The organism is Brevundimonas sp., from assembly GCF_036399195.1.
GTDB lineage: Bacteria > Pseudomonadota > Alphaproteobacteria > Caulobacterales > Caulobacteraceae > Brevundimonas.
In genome coordinates this window covers 1-18,374 of the sequence record NZ_DASWNO010000135.1, presented here as the reverse complement: position 1 = coordinate 18,374, position 18,374 = coordinate 1, and the positions used below count along the sequence as shown (strand labels likewise).

The window sequence follows — 18,374 nt, the reverse complement described above, 5'->3', positions numbered from 1 at the left end:
CTGGTAGCAGACCGACTTGCCGCCGCCGGTGGGCAGCACCGCCAGAACGTCGCGGCCCGCGAGGATCTCGGTCACGACGTCGGACTGCAGGCCGCGGAAGTCGGCGTGACCCCAGACCCGCTCCAGCGTCGCCCGGGCGTCGGCGAGCGTCGGGGCGGGTGGAGCGGTCAGGATCGAGTCGGCGAGCATGGCGCCTTGTGCCGGATTTGTTCCGGGTTGTCAGGCCGGAGTTGGCGAGCCGGGATGATCGTCTCCTCCCTGTTCGCGCAGCGAACGGGGAGGGGGACCGCGAAGCGGTGGAGGGGTAACCGGCGCGGCCCCCCTCCGTCACGGCGCGAAGCCGCGCCGCGCCACCTCCCCATCAGGGATGGGGAGGAGACGGGTTCGCATGTTCAGTCGAGGGCATTCCCGCTATAGCCCCCGCCATGACCACCCTCCTCTACGGGCGCCCGCCCGCCGTGTTCGATCCGCCGGGCGAGGCCGTGCAGGTTTCGCCGTTGATCCCCGGCTCTCAGCGGCTCGAGGACATGGCCGAAGGCGGCGCCGACACGATCATGATCTACGCCCCGCCGGGGGTGCTGGAGCGGCGCTATACGCTGGCGCTGGCGCTGAAGGCGCTGAAGCCCGGCGGGCGGCTGGACGTCATGGCGCCCAAGGACAAGGGCGGGTCGCGGCTGAAGAAGGAGCTTGCGGCGTTCGGGGTTGAGCTAACCGAGAGCGCCAAGGCGCATCACCGCCGCTGCATGGTCATTCGACCGGGGTCGCTGACCGGCGTCGACGAGGCCATCGCCGCCGGAGCGCCGCGTCTGGTCGAGGACCTGGAGGCGTGGTCGCAGCCGGGGATCTTCGCCTGGGACCGGGTCGACGCCGGGACCATGCTGCTGGCCCAGACCCTGCCGCCGCTGAAGGGCGCGGGCGCTGATCTGGGCTGCGGCTACGGCGCCCTGGCGACCGTGGTGCTTGCCTCACCCGCGGTGACGGCGCTGCGGCTGATCGATCTGGACCGGCGGGCGGTGGAGGCGGCGCGGCGCAATATCGACGATCCGCGCCCGACGTTCGACTGGGCGGACGCCCGAACCGTGGAGGCGGGTGGCGACCTCGACTTCGTGGTGATGAACCCGCCGTTCCACGACGGCGGGGCCGAGGACCGGCGGCTGGGTCAGGCCTTCATCCGGCAGGCTGCGGCCATGCTGAAGAAGGGCGGCGTGCTGTGGCTCGTGGCGAACCGGCATCTGCCCTACGAGGCCGACATCGCGGCGGCCTTCAAGCGCGCGCAGCCGGTCGCCGACAGGGGCGGCTACAAGGTCATCGAGGCGGTGAAGTGAGCAAGACGCCCACCTCGCGCGTCGACAAGCTCCTCGGCTCCATGGGCTACGGCTCGCGAACCGAGATGGCGCGGATGGGCAAGGCCGGGGGGATCGTGCTGGACGGCGCCGATCTGACGGACGTGTCCAAGCGGATCGCGGTGACGCCCGACCTTCCGTCGCGGATGCAGGTCGATGGGGAGCCTCTGGACCCGCCGCAGGGGCTGGTCATCCTGCTGAACAAGCCCCTGGGCATGACCTGTTCGCACAAGGAGGACGGGGCGCTGGTCTATGACATCCTGCCCGACCGCTGGCGCCGCCGGGACCCGGCGATCTCGACGATCGGCCGGCTGGACAAGCAGACCTCGGGCCTGCTGCTGCTGACGGACGACGGCGACCTGCTGCACCGGGTCATCTCGCCGAAGCGGCATGTGGCCAAGGTCTATCGCGCCACGCTGGCGCGGCCGCTGGCCGGGACCGAGCAGGATGTCTTCGCCGCGGGCGGGCTGGTGCTGGAGGGCGAGGACAAGCCGCCGGCGCCCGCCGTGCTGGAGGTGCTGTCGCCGACAGAGGCCCGGCTGACCGTGACCGAGGGCCGATATCACATGGTGCGGCGGATGTTCGCCGCGGTCGGCAACCATGTCGAGGCGCTGCACCGAGAACGCATCGGCGGGCTGGCCCTGCCGGATGATCTGGGGCCGGGAGACTGGCGGCTGCTGGACTCCGCGCAGATCGACGCCATCTTCGCGGCATGACCTCCGTCAAGATCTGCGGCCTGACGACGCCGGAAACGCTGGACGCGGCGCTGGCGGGCGGGGCCGGGTTCGTCGGGGCCGTGGTGTTCCCGAAGAGTCCGCGGCACCTCGATCCGCTGCACGCCGCCGCCTTGTTCGAGCGGGCGCGGGGCCGGGCGAAGGTGGTGGCGGTGACGGTGGACGCCGACGATGCGCTGCTGACTGAGATCGCGCTGATCCTGAAGCCGGACCTGATCCAGCTGCACGGATCGGAGACGCCGGAGCGGGCGGAGCGGGCGCGGCTTCTCACGGGGGCCGGGATCGTCAAGGCGGTGGCGATCCGGAACGCCGACGACGTGGCGAAGGCGAAGGCGTGGGAGGCGGTCGCGGACTATCTGATGTTCGACGCGAAGCCGCCGGAGGGTTCCGATCTGCCCGGGGGGGTCGGGGCGCGGTTCGACTGGTCGCTGATGGCGGGACAGGCTTTCCGGCGGCCGTGGTTTCTGGCGGGCGGCCTGACGCCTGCCAACGTGGACGAGGCCGTGCGGGTTTCCGGCGCGCGTGCGGTCGATGTGTCCTCTGGCGTGGAAAGCGTGCCGGGTGTTAAGGACGCCGCGCTGATCACGGCGTTCCTTGAAGCCGCCCGTTCGGCCTGATCTTCCCTCGCTGCAATTCCGCCCCGGTCCGGGGCCAAGGCTGTGACCGTGAACGCCATCATCCCCAACCAGTACGACATGCCCGACGCCGAAGGCCGCTTCGGCCCCTATGGCGGGCGGTTCGTCGCCGAGACGCTGATGCCGCTCGTTCACGAGTTGAACGCGGCCTATGAGGCGGCCAAGGCCGACCCGTCGTTCCAGGCCGAGCTGGACGGCTTCCTGACCGACTATGTCGGTCGGCCCAGCCCCCTGTATCTGGCCGAGCGGCTGACCGAACACCACGGCGGCGCCGACATCTGGTTCAAGCGCGACGAGCTGAATCACACGGGCGCGCACAAGATCAACAACTGCATGGGCCAGATCCTGCTGGCCATGCGGATGGGCAAGACCCGGATCATCGCCGAGACCGGGGCGGGCCAGCACGGCGTGGCGACGGCGACGGTTTGCGCCCGCTTCGGCCTGCAATGCGTCGTCTACATGGGCGCGACCGACGTCGAGCGGCAGTCGCCCAACGTCTTCCGCATGAAGCTGCTCGGCGCCGAAGTCATCCCCGTCACGTCAGGCCGGGCGACGCTCAAGGACGCCATGAACGAGGCGATGCGGGACTGGGTGACCAATGTCGAGGACACCTACTATCTGATCGGCACCGCCGCCGGTCCGCACCCCTATCCGGCCATGGTGCGCGACTTCCAGTCGGTGATCGGGCGCGAGACGCGCGTGTCGATGCTGGCCCGGCGCGAGAAGCTGCCCGACGCGGTGGTGGCGGCGATCGGCGGCGGCTCGAACGCGATCGGCCTGTTCCATCCCTTCATCGAGGACGCGGGCGTGCGGCTGATCGGCGTGGAGGCGGCCGGGCGCGGACTCGACGGCCCCGACCACGCGGCGTCGCTGCAGGGCGGACGGCCCGGCGTGCTGCACGGCAACCGCACCTATCTGCTGCAGGACGACGACGGTCAGATCCTGGAAGGCCATTCGATCTCGGCCGGGCTCGACTATCCCGGCATCGGGCCAGAACACGCCTGGCTGAAGGACATCGGCCGCGCCGAGTACCGCGCCGCCACGGACGCGGAGGCGCTGGAGGCGTTCCAGCTGTGCTCGAAGCTGGAAGGGATCATCCCCGCGCTGGAGCCCAGCCACGCGCTCGCCCGGATCGGCGAGATCGCGAAGGAAGTGGGCACGGGCGGCGATGTCGTGCTGAATATGTGCGGGCGGGGCGACAAGGACATCTTCGCGGTGGCGAAGCATCTGGGCGTGGAGTTGTAGACATGAAACTCGTGATGATGGCGGCCTCGGCCGCCCTGCTGGCGGCCCCGGCCTGGGCGCAGGAGGGCGCGCCCGCCGCCGCCTCGGCCTTCCCGGCGCCGGTCACCGACGCCATTGTGTTGCCGGGCGCGACCCTGGCGCCGGACTGCGGCGGCCTTTATGGCCTCGCCGGCCGCGCCTTCTGTGTCAGCGCTCCGCTGGCGGGGATTGGCACGCTTGCAGACGCCTATATCGCCGACCTCGGGACCAAGGGCTGGCTGCCCGCCGGGGGCGACGACAATCGCGTGGTCTTCGTCCGTCGGCGCGACGGCGGCGGTTGCGACGGTCTGCAGATGCAGGCCTTCTATGACACGTCGAAGCCGACCGGAGCGGAAGCGACGGGCTATCTCGGTTTCGGCTTGATCCCCGGCGACGTCTGCGCCGCCGCCGCGAGCGCTCCGACCGCCCCGGCGCCAGCGCCCGTTCAATGACCACGGCGCGCATCGACGCCCGGTTCGCCGCGCTGAAGGCCGAAGGCCGGGCCGGGTTCGTGGCCTATGTGATGGCCGGCGACCCGTCGCGCGAGACGGCGCTGGAAATCCTGCGGGGACTCCCCGCCGCCGGCGCCGACATCATCGAGCTCGGCTTTCCCTTCTCCGACCCGATGGCCGAGGGCCCCCCGATCCAGCGCGCCGCCCTGCGCGGGCTGGCCGACGGCATGACCCTGCGCGGGACGCTGGAGCTGGCGCGGGCGTTCCGGGCGGAAGACGCCGACACGCCGCTGATCCTGATGGGCTATCTCAACCCGATCGAGACCTATGGCTACGCCGCCTTCGCGCGTGATGCGGCGGCGGCGGGGGTGGACGGGTTGATCGTGGTCGACTGCCCGCCGGAAGAGGCGGGTCCGCTGTCTGACGCGCTGGACGCCGCCTCGGTGTCGCTGATCCGGTTGGCCACGCCGACCTCGGACGACGCGCGGCTGAAGATCATCGCCGAGCGGACCTCGGGCTTCGTCTACTACGTCTCGGTCGCGGGCGTGACCGGGGTCAAGGAGGCGCAGGCCGCCTCGGTTGCGCCGGCGGTGGAACGCGTGCGGAGGGCCTCCGGCCTGCCGGTCGCCGTCGGCTTCGGCGTGCGGACGCCCGAGCGGGCGGCGGAGATCGCGCGGGTCGCGGACGCGGTGGTGGCCGGCTCGGTGCTGGTCGACGAGGTGGCGGCGGCGCTGGCCGCTGATGAGCCGGCTGCGCCGCGCGTGCTGACGCGGGTTCGGGCGCTGGCGCAGGCCGTCCGGGGTGCGCGCGTGACGGAAACCGTCTAGAAGCCCGCCCATGGTCGAGAAGAACAAGCCTCCTCAGGAGAAGCGCGGCGGGTGGCTGAGCCGCTTCGCGCCCGGCGTGCGCAAGATCGTCAGCCGCCGCGACACGCCCGACAATCTGTGGGTCAAGGACCCCGACAGCGGCGAGATGCTGTATCGCTCGGACCTTGAGGGGTCGCTGTGGGTCACGCCCTCGGGCCGACACATGCGGATCGACGCGCCGACGCGGCTGCGCTTCACCTTCGACGACGGCCAGTACGAGTCAATCGACACCCCTGACGTGCCCGAAGACCCGCTCAAATTCTCCGACGGCAAGCCCTACCGCGAGCGGCTGGCCGCGGCGCGCAAGGCGGCCGGGCGCAAGGACACCATGGCCATCGGCTTCGGCGAGCTGGACGGCACGCCCGCGGTGGTCATCGTGCAGGACTTCAGCTTCATGGGCGGCTCGCTGGGCATGGCCGCGGGCGAGGCCTTCATCGCCGCCGCTCGCGCCGCGGTCGATCGCGGCGTGCCGCTGGTCTGCTTCACCGCCGCGGGCGGGGCCCGGATGCAGGAGGGCGCGCTCAGCCTGATGCAGATGGCGCGCACCACGCTGGCGATCCAGGATCTGAAGGCCGCCCAGCTGCCCTTCGTGGTGGTGCTGACCGACCCCACCACGGGCGGGGTGACGGCCAGCTACGCCATGCTCGGCGACGTGCATCTGGCCGAACCGGGGGCCCTGATCGGCTTCGCCGGGCCGCGCGTGATCGAGGCCACCATCCGCGAGAAGCTGCCGCCGGGCTTCCAGCGGGCCGAGTATCTGCAGGAGAAGGGCATGGTCGACCGCGTGGTCGCCCGGTCCGAGCTGCCGGTGGTGCTGGGCCAGATCCTGTCGATGCTGATGGGCGGACGGCGAAGAGCCGCCTGACGCCGTTGGACCCGATCTCCGAACGGCTGAGGGCGCGGCATCCGCAGCGGATCGACCTGTCGCTGGACCGGATGCGGACGCTGTGCGCGGCGCTGGGCGACCCTCAGGACCGGCTGCCGCCGGTGGTCCATGTCGCCGGCACCAACGGCAAGGGCTCGACGGTCGCCTTCATCCGCGCCATCGCCGAGGCGGCCGGGCTGACGGTTCACGCCTACACCTCTCCGCACCTCGTCCGATTCAACGAACGCATCCGGCTGGGGGGGCGGTTGATCGGGGACGAGGCGCTGAACGCCATCCTCGACCGCATCGACGCCGTCGGGGCGCAGGCGACGGTGTTCGAGAGCACGACCGCCGCCGCCTTCCTGGCCATGAGCGAGACGCCGGCCGACCTGGCGATCGTCGAGGTCGGCCTCGGGGGGTCTCTGGACGCCACCAATGTCATCGACCGGCCGCTGCTGAGCGTGATCACGCCGATCGACCTGGACCACGCCGAGTTCCTCGGAACCTCGCTGGCCGGGGTGGCGGGGGAGAAGGCGGGCATTCTCAAGCCCGGCGCGCGCGGCCTGATCGCCCGGCAGCCGGAGGCGGCGATGGCCGCGATCGAGGCGACGGCGGCCGCGCGGCAGACGCCGCTAACCGTGATGGGCGTGGACTTCGACGCCTGGGCCGAGCGCGGCGGGATGGCCTACCAGGATCAGGAGCGATTTCTCGACCTGCCCGGCCCCGCCCTCGTCGGGCCGCACCAGATCGCCAATGCGGGGCTTGCGGTCGCGGTGGCGCTGGAGCTGGACCTGCCTGAAACAGCCATTGCTGAAGGGCTGCAAACCGTGCGCTGGCCGGCGCGGATGCAGCGGCTGACGGCGGGTCCCTATGCGGCGGCGGCGAAGGCGGCGGACGCGGAACTATGGCTCGACGGCGGGCACAACCCCCATGCGGGCGTGGCGCTGGCCGCGGCTCTGGCTGAGCGGCAGGCGCGGGCGCCCCGGCCGCTGGCCCTGATCGTCGGCATGCTGGCCAACAAGGACGCGGGCGGCTTCTTCGAGGCCCTGCGAACGACGGGGGCGGCGGTGTTCACCGTGCCGTTCGACGGCGCGGCGGCCGAGCCGGAAGCATTGGCGGCCGTGGCGCGCGGCCATGGCCTGGGAACCCAGCCGTCCGACAGCGTCGAGCAGGCTCTGGCCCACGCGCTCAGACTGGGTGCGGGCCGGGTGGTCATCTGCGGCTCGCTCTATCTCGCCGGCGAGGTGCTGGGCGCGGCGCGAGAGACGTGGCCGGACTGAAGAGGTGGCTGGTGGTTGGTGGCTGGTGACTAGAGACTAGTCATCGCGGGGGAGCGGGTTTCGGCTGCCACCAGCCACCAGCCGCCAGCCACTCCCCGCCTCAGGCCGCCGAGGCGCCGATCCCAGATTCCGCCAGCCACTCAAGGATCTTGCCCTTGGGCATGGCGCCGACCTTCATCGAGGCCATCTGGCCGTCCTTGAACAGCATCAGGGTGGGGATGCCCTTCACGCCAAGTCGCGAGGGGACCATGGGGCTGTCGTCGATGTTGACCTTGGCGATGGTCACCTGGCCGGCGAGGTCGTCGGCGATCTGCTCCAGCGCCGGACCGATCTGTTTGCAGGGCCCGCACCACTCGGCCCAGAAGTCCACCAGCACGGGCTGGGAGGCCTTCAGCACGTCGGCGTCGAAGCTGTCGTCGGTGACCTTGATCGTGGCCATGAAAATCGTCCTGCACTGCGAAGGGTGGGCGGGCCAGCATGGCTGATTCCGCTGCTGGAGACGATGTGGGGCGGAACGGCCCCGAAATCAACGCGCGTCAGGACGCGAGCGCCGCCTGCATCATCGCGGGCGGAACCGGCATCAAGCTGGGCCCGTCGGTCCAGACGACCGCGGCCTCCACCGATCGCTGGGGATAGATGTCGGCCAGCAGCGCGGCGTAGACCGCCATCTGCCGAATATAGGCCGGATCGGCCTCCTCGATGCGCGACGGCGGCGGGCGGTTGGTCTTGTAGTCGATCACCATCACCCGCTCCGGCGTCACCACCAGCCTGTCCATCCGGCCCGAAACCGCCACGCCGCCGATCTGTCCCGTCAGTGCGACCTCGGCCCGTGAGCCTGGGCCGAACACCGGCGCGAACAGCGGATCGTCCAGAACGCGGAAGGCGGCGCCGGCGATGTCGGCGCGCGTCGCCTCGTCGAGATCCCGTTCACGGGCAAGCATCCGGCGCGCGGCGTCGGCCCGATCCGGGGGCGCGATGTCGGGCAGGCGCTCCAGCAGCCGGTGGATCAGATCGCCGCGACGGAACCGCCCCAGGGAGACGCCGGGACCGCCAGTGGCCGCCAGCGGCGAGGGCGCGGGGACGCGGCTGGTCTCCTCCATCTTCGACGGCGACAGCAGGCGGCCCGAGGCGTCCGGGGCGGGCTGCTCCCGGGCCCACCCCGGGACCGCGACCGGCCCCGGCCGCTCGACGGCGGCGGTCGAGGCGCTGTCCGGGTCGACGCCGAACCGCAGGACCCCGTCGCCGAGGTCGCGCACATTCTCGGGGGCGTCGTCGAAGAGGCGCTGGAAGGTTTCGGCGATGACGCTCCACCAGCTGCGGGGTTCGAAACCCTCCTCCGGGCGTCGAACGGCGCGGCCCATGATCACCAGCCGATCGCGGGCGCGGGTCAGGGCGACGTACAGCAGCCGCAGCGACTCGGCGTCGGTGCGGGCGATGCGGGCCTCCCGCGCCGCCTTCGAGGGGGGGCAGTCGTCCTTCGCCGAGCCCGGGCACATCAGCCAGCCCTCGCCCTCCGCGCCGTCGTCGTCCGCCGAGGGCATCAGGGTGGGACCTTGCGGCTTGGCGCGCGAGGTGGTGTCGGGAAGGATGACGATCGGCGCCTCCAGCCCCTTGGCGCCGTGGACGGTCATCACCCGCACCTCGTCGCGCGCGCCCTCCATCTCGCGCTTGACCTCGACGTCGGCGGCTTCCAGCAGGGCCACGCAGGTTTCCAGATCAACGCCGCCGCGGTCCTCGGCCGCCAGCACCTGGGCCAAGGTTTCGTCGATCGCCTCCTCGGCCTCGCGTCCCAGCCGGGCGAGGATGCGGGCGCGGCCGGAGACGCCGGTTTCGTCGATCCGGTTCAGCAGGCTGGAGAAGAAGGCGAACGGATCGCGGTCGCGCGCGTCCAGGGCGGCCTGGACGAAGTCGCGGGCGCGCCGCCACCGCGGCTGTTCTTCGGCCCGCAGGCGCAGTTCGCGCCACAGCGACCGGCCCTCCCGGGCCTCCTTGTCGGCCAGCGGATACAGGCTGTGCGGATCGCCGAAATCGCTGACGTCGCAGAAGGGACTGCGCAGAACCTCGGCCAGCGACAGGTCGTCGTCAGGGTAGAGGGCGAAGCGGGCGACCGCGATCAGATCGTCGAAGACGATGTGGCTGCTCAGCTTCAGCCGGTCCGCCCCTGCGACAGGCACGGCCTCGGCCTTGAGGGCGCGTATGATTTCCTCGAACAGGGCGTCGCGGCGGCGGACCAGAACGAGGAAGTCCCCCCACCGGGCGGGGCGTGCGCCCCCCGGCGCATGGCGATCGTGGATCGCGGCGCCCGCCTCGACCTGCTTGCGGATGTCGCGGGCGAGGGCGCGGGCGAGCTGCTTGCGGCCGCTCCGGGCGTCCTCCTTGTCGACCGGGGCGTTCCACGCCTCGCGGTCCGGCGTGACCGGATCGTGGAAGAGGGGCCAGAGATCGACGGAGCCGTGCTGGCCGACCCGCGCAGGCTGATGGGTCGGGATGTCGCCGGATGCGCCGACGAGCGCGCGCGTCCGCTCCGGCCCCTCGAAGGCGGAGTCGACGAAGGCCAGCACCTCCTCGGTGGAGCGGAACGAGGTGTCCAGCGGCACCGCCTCGAACGGTCGTCCGGCGCCGTGCGCCAGCGACTGGTAGGCCTGCGCCTCCTGCCGCAACCGCTCGGGCCGGGCGCCCTGGAAGGAATAGATCGACTGCTTCTCGTCGCCCACCGCGAAGACGGTGCGGGGGATGCGCGGATCCTCGCCCCTGCGGGCGGCGCCCTCGCCCGAGAAGAACTCCTCGGTCAGGGCCTTGAAAATGGCCCACTGGTCGGGCGCGGTGTCCTGCGCCTCGTCGATCAGAACGTGTTCGATGCCGCCGTCCAGCTTGAACAACACCCAGGCGGCGGTGCTGCGGGCGGTCAGCAGATCGACCGTGCGGACCACGAGGTCGGAGAAGTCGAGCGCCCCCTGCCGGGCCTTGGCGCTCTCGTAGAAGGCGGCGTGGGCGTGCGCGAGGGTCAAGGCCTTCACCGTGTCGTCGGCGACCTTGGCCGCGCGCATGCGGTCGAGGACGGCGCAGTATTTGAAGGAAACGGAATCCAGATAGGCCGCGGCCGACGGCGGGGCGTTCTTCGTGCCGAACTTCGTCCGCGCCTCCCCCTTCGAGTCGATGAAGAGCGGCTTCATGGCGGCGAGGCTGGAGTGCGGCGGCACGGCCTCGCGCATCTGGGCGGCGATCTTCTGGTCGTTGGCGGACCCGACGGCGAAGCCGTCGGCGGCGGCGCGCCAGGCCTCGGGGTCGAGCCAGTTCAGGAAGTCGCCCTCGATGGCGGAGGGGGTCTCGTCGGGCGCGACCCCCGCCAGGGCGTAGGGTCCGCGCGCGGCGCCGGACGCCACCCGGTCGACGTATGCCACCAGCTTGCCGCGCTCGGCCTCGATCATGGCCAGAAGCGCATGGAACGCCTTCCAGTCCAGCTCCACGGCGAAGTGGGAATAGGCCAGGCCCACCGCACCGTCAGGATCCTTCAGCGCCTCGCGCGCCAGATCCTCGCGCGCCTGATGCGACAGCGCGACCGCGGCCTCGTTCTCCAGGACGGTGAAGGCCGGGGAGACGCCAGCTTCGAGGGGGAAGCGGCGCAGCAGCTTTTCGCAGAAGGCGTGGATGGTCTGGATCTTCAGCCCGCCCGGCGTCTCAAGCGCCCGCGCGAACAGGCGGCGCGCCTCGCGCACGTCCGCCTCCGCGAGCGCGGCCGGATCGCGGCCGTCGAGCGCGGCAAGGTCCAGCCTGAGCTTGTCGTCGTCCATCACCGCCCAGCGGCCCAGCTTGTCGAACAGGCGGGCCTGCATCTCGGCGGCGGCGGCCTTGGTGTAGGTGACGCACAGGATCTCGCCGGGCGGGGCCTTGCGCAGCAGCAGCCGGGCCACCCGGTCGACCAGGGTGGTGGTCTTGCCCGAACCGGCGTTGGCGGTCACGAACACGGAGCGGCCGGGATCGGCGGCGGCGGTCTGGTGGGCGCGGGCCTGTTCGATCGGGGAGAGGGTCATTCGGGCGCCTCGTCCTCGCCGCCAACGACGTGCCACTCCCAGACGCGGGCGAGGTGGTCGTAGTTGCCGCCGAAATTACCCATGAACTGGGGCGCGGCCCAAGAGACGTAGGGTCGGGACTCGTCGTCGAAAGCCGCGACGCCGTCGATCAGCCGGACCAGTTCGCGTTCGGCCAATTCGGCGGCGGTCAGCGGTTGGTTGCGGCTGACCTTGCCGACGTCGACGGCCTCCCCCGGCGTCTTGCGGCCCGTGACCTTGACGTAAAGCAGTTCTGAAGCCGGCGTGGGAGGAGCCCCCGGGAAGCCGCCGTCGGCGAGGATGGCGGCGGTCAGCGTCAGCTGCGGCGCGAAGCCTTGGGCGACCTGTTTGGCGCTCGGCGTGGAGCCGGTCTTGAAGTCGATGATCGCGGCTCCGTGGGCGTCCAGTTCGATGCGGTCGGCCCTGGCCGTGACCGTGAAGGGCGCGAAGGGCGCAGCGAAGGTCATCTCACCGCTCTGTTCGATCAGCAGGGTCGCGCCGCGCGCCCGGCGCTCGCGTTCCCAGCCGGCCAGCCAGGCGGCGCAGTTGCGGGCCAGCGGCGTCTCGCGGGCCATGGCGTGATCCTCGAACCCGGCGGACTCGAACTCTTCTCGCAGGAAGGTCTCGATCTGGTCGGCGCAGTCTTCCGGCAGGGCGTCGGGCCAGGACAGGACGACCCGCTCGATGGCCCGGTGCACCGCGTTGCCGCGCGCCATCGCCTCGGCGGACGCGCCTGGCCGGTCGAGCTTCTGCAGGCCGAGTATGCGCTGGGCGTAGACGGCGTAGGGGTCGCGGACCCAACGTTCGACTCCGGTGACGGGCATCCGGCGCGGGCGGCGGTGGACCGGAGGGGTCGGGGCGGGGCGGCGCTCGTACCGGGGCGGTCCCGGGGGAGGGACATCCAATGCCCGCGCCTGCTCCAGCGCCGCCGAGGGCCGCTCCAGCGCGATCGGCGTCGTCGGGGCGTGGGCGCCGCGGGTCAGCATCTCCAGCCGCCAGAGCCAGCGCGACTTGACCGCCGGCTGACCGCCGCGGCGTTCGGAGTGGACCAGTATGGCCTCGTCGGCGCAGGCGGCCTGGACGAAGTCCTGCGCGGTCTGGCCGAGGCGGCGCTCGGGCGGCGGCAGGCCGAGGGTCTGGCGCATGGGCCGGGACAGGAAGGGATCGGTCGGCGCGGCGTTGGGCCAGACTCCCTCCTCCAGTCCGGCGAGGATCATGCGGTCGGCGCGGACCAGCCGAGCCTCGATGGCGCCGAGGATCCGCAGGCGCGGCTGGGTGGCGCCGCCGGTGCGGACGGTCTCCTCGGCCAGCAGACCGCGGACGAGATCGGCGAACTCGGTCCGCGACACGTCGCCCAGCGACGCGCCGCCCTCGATCAGGTTCGACAGCAGGGCGGCGGCGGCTTCGCCGTCGGGCCCGGCCCAGGCGTTCTGGCCGGCGACCGCTTCGATCAGTTGCGTGAGCGTGCGGGCGGCGGCGTCCAGCGGCGCCTCCGGCGTGAACGGCGCGAGGGCGGCGGCCGAGAGCGATTCCAGCCGGTCGACCAAGGCCGAGGCGGCGGCGACGCGCACGCGGGTGGTCTCGGACGGCGCCTTGCCGTCGTCGCGCGGTTGGCCAGCCTTGAGCAGGGCGCGGCGGAGGCGGCTCCAGTCGCGATGGCGCGGCCCACGCAGGGCGTGGGCCTCCAGCGCGCGCAGGGCGAGGGCGGCGTCGGTCTCTCCGAGGCCCAGACGGACCAGCGGATGCTTCAGCAGCCCGAGCTGGACCTGCGGATCGAGCGGCGCAGCGACGAAGCGGACGGCGAGGTCGACCAGCCGGCCCGCGCCCATGCGCGACAGCGGCTGGCCGGAGGAGTTGTCGGCGACGACGCCCCAGCGCTCCAGCCGGGCGGCGACCCGGCGACCGAGCGCGAGGTCGGGGGTGACGAGGGCGCAGGTCTTGCCGGGGGTCTCCAGCGTCTCGCGCATCATCAGGGCGAGGGCGGCGGCGGCGTCCTCCTCGGCGCGGACGGTGACAACCGACAGGCCCTCCAGCCCCTGGGAGATCGGGTCCGCGGATTGGCCGCGGAAGGCGTCTGCGCGCAAGGCCCCGATGACCGAGCGCCAGTCGTCGGTGGCGTCGGCGGGTCGGAGGGCCTCGTTCAGCAGACGCTGCCGGGCGCGGCCGCGCGCCTGCACCGTCGGATCCACGGACGGCTGGAACCACGGGCGAACGGCCTCTCGTTCGGCCCTGCCGTCCAGCACTCGCCAGAGGGCGTTCTGGGGGTGCTGTTCGTTGGCGCCGAGCGTGTCCCAGACGGCCGGGTCCAGATCACGGTCGAGTCCCGGCAGGACGACGCAGCCGCGCGGCGCGGCGGCGACGGCGGCAAGCACGTCGGCGGCGGCGGGCGCCGTGCCGGTCGAGCCGGCGGCGATCACCGTCTGCGTGGGGGGACGCTCGGTCCAGGCGGCGGCCAGCAGGCGCAGCAGCCGGGCGCGGCGCCAGGCCGGATCGACCAGACCCATGGCCGCCAGCCGCTTCGGCCACGCCTCGACCGCGAGCCCGAGGAACTCGGCCGACTCGCGCCAGTGCTCGGCCAGATCGCCTTCGACCAGGGTGGCGACCCGCTGCAGGTCGTCGATCTCCTCCAGCTGGCAGGAATCGAGGAAGCCGCCCAGTGCATCCGCCATCTCGAGGGCGCGGAGGGGCGACAGGCCGGGCCGGAAGTCCTCGACGATCATCCGCGCCATCTCGAACCGGCGCGTCAGCGGTGCGATGGCGGGCGGCAGGTCCAGTCCGATGTCGCCCGGCGCGAACGGGGGCTCGTCCTCCTCGAGGTCGCCGAGCGGGCGCACCTGCGGCAGCAGCAGCGGCCGGCCTCCGGCGCAGCGCGACAGGGCGTCCGCGAAGGCGCGCGCGGCCCGTCGGTTGGGCAGCAGGATGACGGCGTCGGAGAGCGACTCCGGCGGCTGGTCGCCGACCCAGTCCAGCACGCCCGCCGCCAGATCGTCGAGGAAGGGCCGGTGCGCTTCGATGGCGAACCAGCGCGGGCCGGGGACGGCGAAGGGATCGAAGCGGGTGGTCACCGGCTGCCGGCCAGTCTCGCCTCGGCCTCGTCGCGCGCCTGCGGATCGCCGACGTGCATCCAGTCGCCGTCAAGCACGCAGCCGAACAGCCGGCCGGCGGCGGCGGAGCGCCGCCAGAAGCCGCTGAGCGAGAACGGCCCCTCGGGGCCGTCGGCGACATAGTCGGGGCGGCAGATGTGCACGCCCATATAGGCGAACGGCGCGGACAGAGAGTCGCCGCGGAAGGTCAGGCGGCCGTCATCGGCGAGGAAGAAATCGCCGTCGCCCTCGAAGCCGATGGAACCCTCGCGCCGCGCCAGCAGCAGGGCCGCGTCCATGGTGTCCGGATCCCACAGGCGGGACAATTCGGCCAAGGCGCCGCCCGGCTGGGTCGATCGGTCGCTCCAGACGCTGTCGATATTCGCCACGAACACGGGGTCCCGCCCCAGCAGCGGAGCCGCCTTCTTCAAACCGCCGCCGGTCTCGAGCAGTTCGTCCCTCTCGTCTGAGATGATGACGGACGGCCGTTCACGGGCGGCCAGATGACCTTCCAGCCGATCGGCGAACCAGTGGACGTTGACCACCGCCCGTTGGACGCCCGCCTCGGCCAGACGGTCGAGGACGTGATCGATCAGGGCCTTGCCGCCGACCTCCACCAGCGCCTTGGGCCGGTCGTTCGTCAGGGGCCGCATGCGGGTGCCCAGCCCGGCGGCAAGCACCATGGCGGTGCGCGGGATGGTCACGAGCGGTTCTCCGCCGCCCGGGCGGCGGGCGGCACGTGGCGGTCGAACCACGCCTGTAGCCCGGGCAGTTCCCCGTCGCGCAGGTCGCGCTCCAGATGACGCCAGGTGCGGGGCATGAAGGCGGTGTAGCGATCGCGGCGGAAGAGCACTTCCTGGCGGGCGAAGACGCGGCCGAGAATGCGGGCGGCGTTCAGGGCGGCCAGCGCCCGGTATTCTCGCAGGAACGCCTCGCGGTCCACCGCCCCGTCCCGCGCCTCGAGATAGCGGTCGAGCATGGCCGCCTCGAGTTCGGGGGCCACGTCGCGGCGGGCGTCCTGAAGCAGATGCAGCAGGTCCCAGGCAGGATGGCCCCGCACGGCGTCCTGGAAGTCGAGCATGCCGACCCGCGCCAGTCCCGCCCGTTGCGGCAACCAGAGCAGGTTCTCGGCGTGGTAATCGCGGTGGGTGAAGACCGACGCGCCGCTCGCGCCCATGGCGATGACGGGGGTCCACAGGGCCTCCCACTCCACCCGCGCCTCCGTCGACAGCGGCGGGAGGCCGGCGAACGAGGGCCACCACTCGAGGAACGGGTCGAGACCGGCGCGGAAGGCGAGGGCGTCGTAGCGGTGCAGCGGCCAGCGCTCGCCGTCCGCTTCGATCACTGTCGGCGGCTCGTGCTCGTGCAGCGCCGCCAGCGCGTCGACCGCCGCGCCGTACAGGGTTTCCAGATCGCGCTCGTGCGCGGCGAAGACGTCCGCGCCGAGGTCTTCAAGGATGGCGAAGCCGGCCTCCACGTCGCGCGCGCCGACCTCGGGTGCGGACAGGCCGCGGCCGCGCAGCCAGCCGGCGACGGCGACGAAGGCGGCGACCGATCCGCCGGCCAGCCGCGCCTCGGCGTTGTAGCCCAGGGCCGAGCGCTCGGTCGGGGTGGCGTCCTCCGGGGCGATTGAGCTCTCTTCCGAAGGCGGCTGGTCCATCAGCATGAGGGTGCGGCCGTCGCGCGCGGTCAGCCGCTCATAGCGCCGGGTCGAGGCGTCGCCGGGCAGGGGCCGGCGCGCCGCGTCCGACAGGCCGGCGCGGGCGAGGAAATCGAGGCGTTTCTGTTCGCGGTCAGACATTCAGATCCTTCAGTTTCGCGTCCCACGCGCCTGCGCCGGAAACGGTCGCAAGCCGACCGTCTCCGTGCTCGGAGAGGGCGATGGTCAGGACGTCCGGCCCAAGCCAGGCCGCGGGCTCAGGCCCCAGACGCTCCGGCCACTCAATCACCGCGCAGCCGTCGTCCAGCGCCTCGTCCAGCCCGATCTCGGCGGCCTCCTGGGGACGGGTCAGGCGATAGAGGTCGAAATGGGCGACAGGGGGATCGCTGAGGTAAAACTGGACCAGGGTGAAGGTCGGCGACGGCACGTCCTCGTCAGGCCGGGTCAGGGCGCGGATCAGGCCGCGCGCCAGCGTCGACTTGCCCATTCCCAGCGGGCCGTACAGCAGCACGGCCTCGCCGGGCTCCAGCCGCGCGGCGACGGCGGCGCCGAGGCGGGCGGTGGTGGCGGCGTCGGGCAGGGGGATGGAACGCGCGTCAGGCAAAGTCGGCGTCCGGCTGGCTGGGCAGGACCCGCTCGGTGAAGGCCTTGAGCGCATAGGTCGCGCGTGTCGCGTCGATGTCGAGGCGCGAGGGCGGGATCGGCTTGCCTACCTTCAGCTGGAACGGCTTCTTCCGCTTGTTCAGCAGCTCGTGGAACAGGGTGATGTCCCGCAGTTCGGGCGAGATGCGGTCGAACAGGTGGAACAGGCTGGAGGTCGGTCCGGCGACATGGATCGGGACGATCGGCGCGTCGTATTTGCGCGACAGCGAGGCGGCGGTCGGGGCCCATTCCGGGTCGGTCAGCGAGCCGTCCTTCGCCACCCGCGCCAGCCGGCCGGCGGGGAACATGACGATGCAGCGCCCGGCCTCGAACGCTCCCCGCGCGGCCTGGAGCGTGGCCCGGGTCTTGTCGCGGGTCCGCTTCTCGACGACCCATTCGACGGGGATCACCGCCTCGCCCAGCCGCGGCGAGACGCGCAGGGCATCGGCGTTGGCGAAGAAGACGGCGTCGCCGCGCCGGGCCCGGATGGCGTCGTAGACGGCGATGCCGTCGGCGATCCCGGTCGGGTGGTTGGCGACGACGATGCAGCGGCCCGACGCGGGAATCCGCTCCGGGTTCATCACCGACACCTTGAGGTCGAGCAGGTCGTGGACGTAGTCGAGCGCCTCGGCGCCGGGCAGCCCGTTGACGGCGTCGGCCATGCGCACGGCGGCGCGATAGTTCAGCAGCTTGTGGAACAGCGGCCTGACCAGCGGCCAGGCGATGGAGCCGGTCAGGCGCGGCGCACGCTCGGCGATCAGCACGTCGCAGACGTGCGGCTCCCGTCGGATCGGCGTTGAGGCGGCTGCGTCGGTCATCCGGGAGCGGTTGTCGCCGCTAGCGACCGGCTGGGCAAGCGGCTTGGCGCGCGACGAAGGCATGTTAAGGCTGAGCGACCGGGACGGCAGGGGACAGACATGGCTGTGGGGATTCAAGCGATCGCGGGGGCCGCGGCGGTCATCTGGCTGACGGGCGGAGCAGCCGCCACGGCGCAGGCCCCGGCCGAGCCCGCCCCGACGCCCGCCGCGTCGGCGGCGGCCGCTCCCGCGGGCCCCGCACCCGTGGTCGCCCCGACTGCGAGCGGCGGCCTCAGCCTCGAGCAGCTGGCCATGCTGGATCGTGTGGCCGATCCCCGCCTTTCGCCGGACGGCCGGCGCCTGCTCTATGGCCTGCGCGCCACCGACTGGACCGGCAACAAGGGCGTGGGCTCGCTGTGGATCGTCGACGGCGACGCCGCGCCACGGCGACTTGCCGCGTCCGAGGGCGGCGTATCGAACGCGCGCTGGGCCCCCGACGGCCGGTCGGTCTATTTCCTCTCCACGCGCGGCGGCTCCAGCCAGGTCTGGCGGATGGACCGCGAGGGACAGGCTGCGGCTCAGGTCACCAGCCTGCCGGTGGACGTGACCGCCTTCAGGATCGCGCCTGACGGCCGGTCGCTGGTGGTGGCGGCGCCCGTATTCGTCGACTGCGCCGACCTCGCCTGCACCCGCGACCGGCTGAAG

Annotated in this window: 17 protein-coding genes; 9 read left to right on the top strand and 8 right to left on the bottom strand. The window is 72.2% G+C overall.

The features are described from left to right. On the bottom strand, nt 1-189 hold a 189-nt coding region (locus tag VGB60_RS06410), incomplete at its 3' end, for a hypothetical protein (protein WP_331037432.1). 236 nt (nt 190-425) lie between these two features. Between VGB60_RS06410 and VGB60_RS06405 the strand changes: the two genes are divergently transcribed. The 8 genes from VGB60_RS06405 to VGB60_RS06370 all read left to right on the top strand — a co-directional run bounded on the left by VGB60_RS06405 (nt 426) and on the right by VGB60_RS06370 (nt 7,438). Then, on the top strand, nt 426-1,325 hold the full coding sequence (locus VGB60_RS06405) for a class I SAM-dependent methyltransferase (protein WP_331037431.1): 900 nt from the start codon (nt 426-428) through the stop codon (nt 1,323-1,325). Beyond that, nucleotides 1,322-2,059: a pseudouridine synthase gene (locus tag VGB60_RS06400; protein WP_331037430.1), complete on the top strand. Its 738-nt coding sequence runs from the start codon at nt 1,322-1,324 to the stop codon at nt 2,057-2,059. Before VGB60_RS06405 ends, VGB60_RS06400 begins: the two co-directional genes overlap by 4 nt. Next, on the top strand, nt 2,056-2,694 hold the full coding sequence (locus VGB60_RS06395) for a phosphoribosylanthranilate isomerase (protein ID WP_331037429.1): 639 nt from the start codon (nt 2,056-2,058) through the stop codon (nt 2,692-2,694). Before VGB60_RS06400 ends, VGB60_RS06395 begins: the two co-directional genes overlap by 4 nt. 78 nt (nt 2,695-2,772) lie before the next feature. Then, a complete protein-coding gene (gene trpB / locus VGB60_RS06390) occupies nt 2,773-3,957 on the top strand; it encodes a tryptophan synthase subunit beta (protein WP_331037434.1) in 1,185 nt (394 codons plus the stop codon). 2 nt (nt 3,958-3,959) lie between these two features. Next, complete coding sequence (locus VGB60_RS06385; RefSeq protein ID WP_331037428.1) at nt 3,960-4,427, top strand: hypothetical protein; 468 nt, start codon at nt 3,960-3,962, stop codon at nt 4,425-4,427. Then, on the top strand, nt 4,424-5,254 hold the full coding sequence (gene trpA, locus VGB60_RS06380) for a tryptophan synthase subunit alpha (RefSeq protein WP_331037427.1): 831 nt from the start codon (nt 4,424-4,426) through the stop codon (nt 5,252-5,254). The genes VGB60_RS06385 and trpA overlap by 4 nt, the downstream gene beginning before the upstream one ends. A 10-nt stretch (nt 5,255-5,264) precedes the next feature. Then, entirely contained in the window at nt 5,265-6,158 is an 894-nt protein-coding gene (locus VGB60_RS06375; RefSeq protein ID WP_331037426.1) for an acetyl-CoA carboxylase carboxyltransferase subunit beta, read from the top strand. 5 nt (nt 6,159-6,163) lie between these two features. Next, nucleotides 6,164-7,438 carry a folylpolyglutamate synthase/dihydrofolate synthase family protein gene (locus tag VGB60_RS06370; protein ID WP_331037425.1) on the top strand — a complete coding sequence of 425 codons (1,275 nt, stop codon included), beginning with the start codon at nt 6,164-6,166 and terminating at the stop codon, nt 7,436-7,438. Between the two features lie 100 nt (nt 7,439-7,538). Here the strand turns inward: VGB60_RS06370 and trxA are convergent, their stop codons facing one another. The 7 genes from trxA to VGB60_RS06335 all read right to left on the bottom strand — a co-directional run bounded on the left by trxA (nt 7,539) and on the right by VGB60_RS06335 (nt 17,690). Further along, the gene (gene trxA / locus VGB60_RS06365; protein WP_331037424.1) at nt 7,539-7,877 is read right to left on the bottom strand and encodes a thioredoxin; all 339 of its coding nucleotides are present in this window, start codon (nt 7,875-7,877) and stop codon (nt 7,539-7,541) included. A gap of 97 nt (nt 7,878-7,974) precedes the next feature. Continuing rightward, on the bottom strand, nt 7,975-11,469 hold the full coding sequence (addA, locus tag VGB60_RS06360; protein WP_331037423.1) for a double-strand break repair helicase AddA: 3,495 nt from the start codon (nt 11,467-11,469) through the stop codon (nt 7,975-7,977). Beyond that, nucleotides 11,466-14,552, bottom strand: a complete 3,087-nt coding sequence (gene addB, locus VGB60_RS06355) for a double-strand break repair protein AddB (protein WP_331037422.1) — start codon at nt 14,550-14,552, stop codon at nt 11,466-11,468. Before addB ends, addA begins: the two co-directional genes overlap by 4 nt. Next, on the bottom strand, nt 14,549-15,253 hold the full coding sequence (gene murU, locus VGB60_RS06350) for an N-acetylmuramate alpha-1-phosphate uridylyltransferase MurU (protein WP_331037433.1): 705 nt from the start codon (nt 15,251-15,253) through the stop codon (nt 14,549-14,551). The genes addB and murU overlap by 4 nt, the downstream gene beginning before the upstream one ends. 17 nt (nt 15,254-15,270) lie before the next feature. Beyond that, complete coding sequence (gene amgK / locus VGB60_RS06345; RefSeq protein ID WP_331037421.1) at nt 15,271-16,371, bottom strand: N-acetylmuramate/N-acetylglucosamine kinase AmgK; 1,101 nt, start codon at nt 16,369-16,371, stop codon at nt 15,271-15,273. Then, a complete protein-coding gene (tsaE, locus tag VGB60_RS06340) occupies nt 16,364-16,834 on the bottom strand; it encodes a tRNA (adenosine(37)-N6)-threonylcarbamoyltransferase complex ATPase subunit type 1 TsaE (RefSeq protein WP_331037420.1) in 471 nt (156 codons plus the stop codon). The genes amgK and tsaE overlap by 8 nt, the downstream gene beginning before the upstream one ends. Further along, nucleotides 16,827-17,690 (bottom strand): GNAT family N-acetyltransferase, encoded by an 864-nt coding sequence (locus tag VGB60_RS06335; RefSeq protein ID WP_331037419.1) that lies wholly within the window; start codon nt 17,688-17,690, stop codon nt 16,827-16,829. Before VGB60_RS06335 ends, tsaE begins: the two co-directional genes overlap by 8 nt. Before the next feature lie 99 nt (nt 17,691-17,789). Here VGB60_RS06335 and VGB60_RS06330 point away from each other — a divergent pair. Next, nucleotides 17,790-18,374, top strand: a 585-nt coding sequence (locus tag VGB60_RS06330; RefSeq protein WP_414644475.1) for a TolB family protein, incomplete at its 3' end; no start/stop codon positions are given.

Coding starts and splice junctions, on each gene's coding strand:
- addA (WP_331037423.1), bottom strand. CDS start 11,469: ATGACCCTCTCCCCGATCGAACAGGCCCGCGCCCACCAGACCGCCGCC.
- VGB60_RS06335 (WP_331037419.1), bottom strand. CDS start 17,690: ATGACCGACGCAGCCGCCTCAACGCCGATCCGACGGGAGCCGCACGTC.
- murU (WP_331037433.1), bottom strand. CDS start 15,253: ATGGTGCTTGCCGCCGGGCTGGGCACCCGCATGCGGCCCCTGACGAAC.
- trxA (WP_331037424.1), bottom strand. CDS start 7,877: ATGGCCACGATCAAGGTCACCGACGACAGCTTCGACGCCGACGTGCTG.
- VGB60_RS06385 (WP_331037428.1), top strand. CDS start 3,960: ATGAAACTCGTGATGATGGCGGCCTCGGCCGCCCTGCTGGCGGCCCCG.
- trpB (WP_331037434.1), top strand. CDS start 2,773: ATGCCCGACGCCGAAGGCCGCTTCGGCCCCTATGGCGGGCGGTTCGTC.
- VGB60_RS06405 (WP_331037431.1), top strand. CDS start 426: ATGACCACCCTCCTCTACGGGCGCCCGCCCGCCGTGTTCGATCCGCCG.
- VGB60_RS06375 (WP_331037426.1), top strand. CDS start 5,265: ATGGTCGAGAAGAACAAGCCTCCTCAGGAGAAGCGCGGCGGGTGGCTG.
- VGB60_RS06395 (WP_331037429.1), top strand. CDS start 2,056: ATGACCTCCGTCAAGATCTGCGGCCTGACGACGCCGGAAACGCTGGAC.
- trpA (WP_331037427.1), top strand. CDS start 4,424: ATGACCACGGCGCGCATCGACGCCCGGTTCGCCGCGCTGAAGGCCGAA.
- amgK (WP_331037421.1), bottom strand. CDS start 16,371: ATGTCTGACCGCGAACAGAAACGCCTCGATTTCCTCGCCCGCGCCGGC.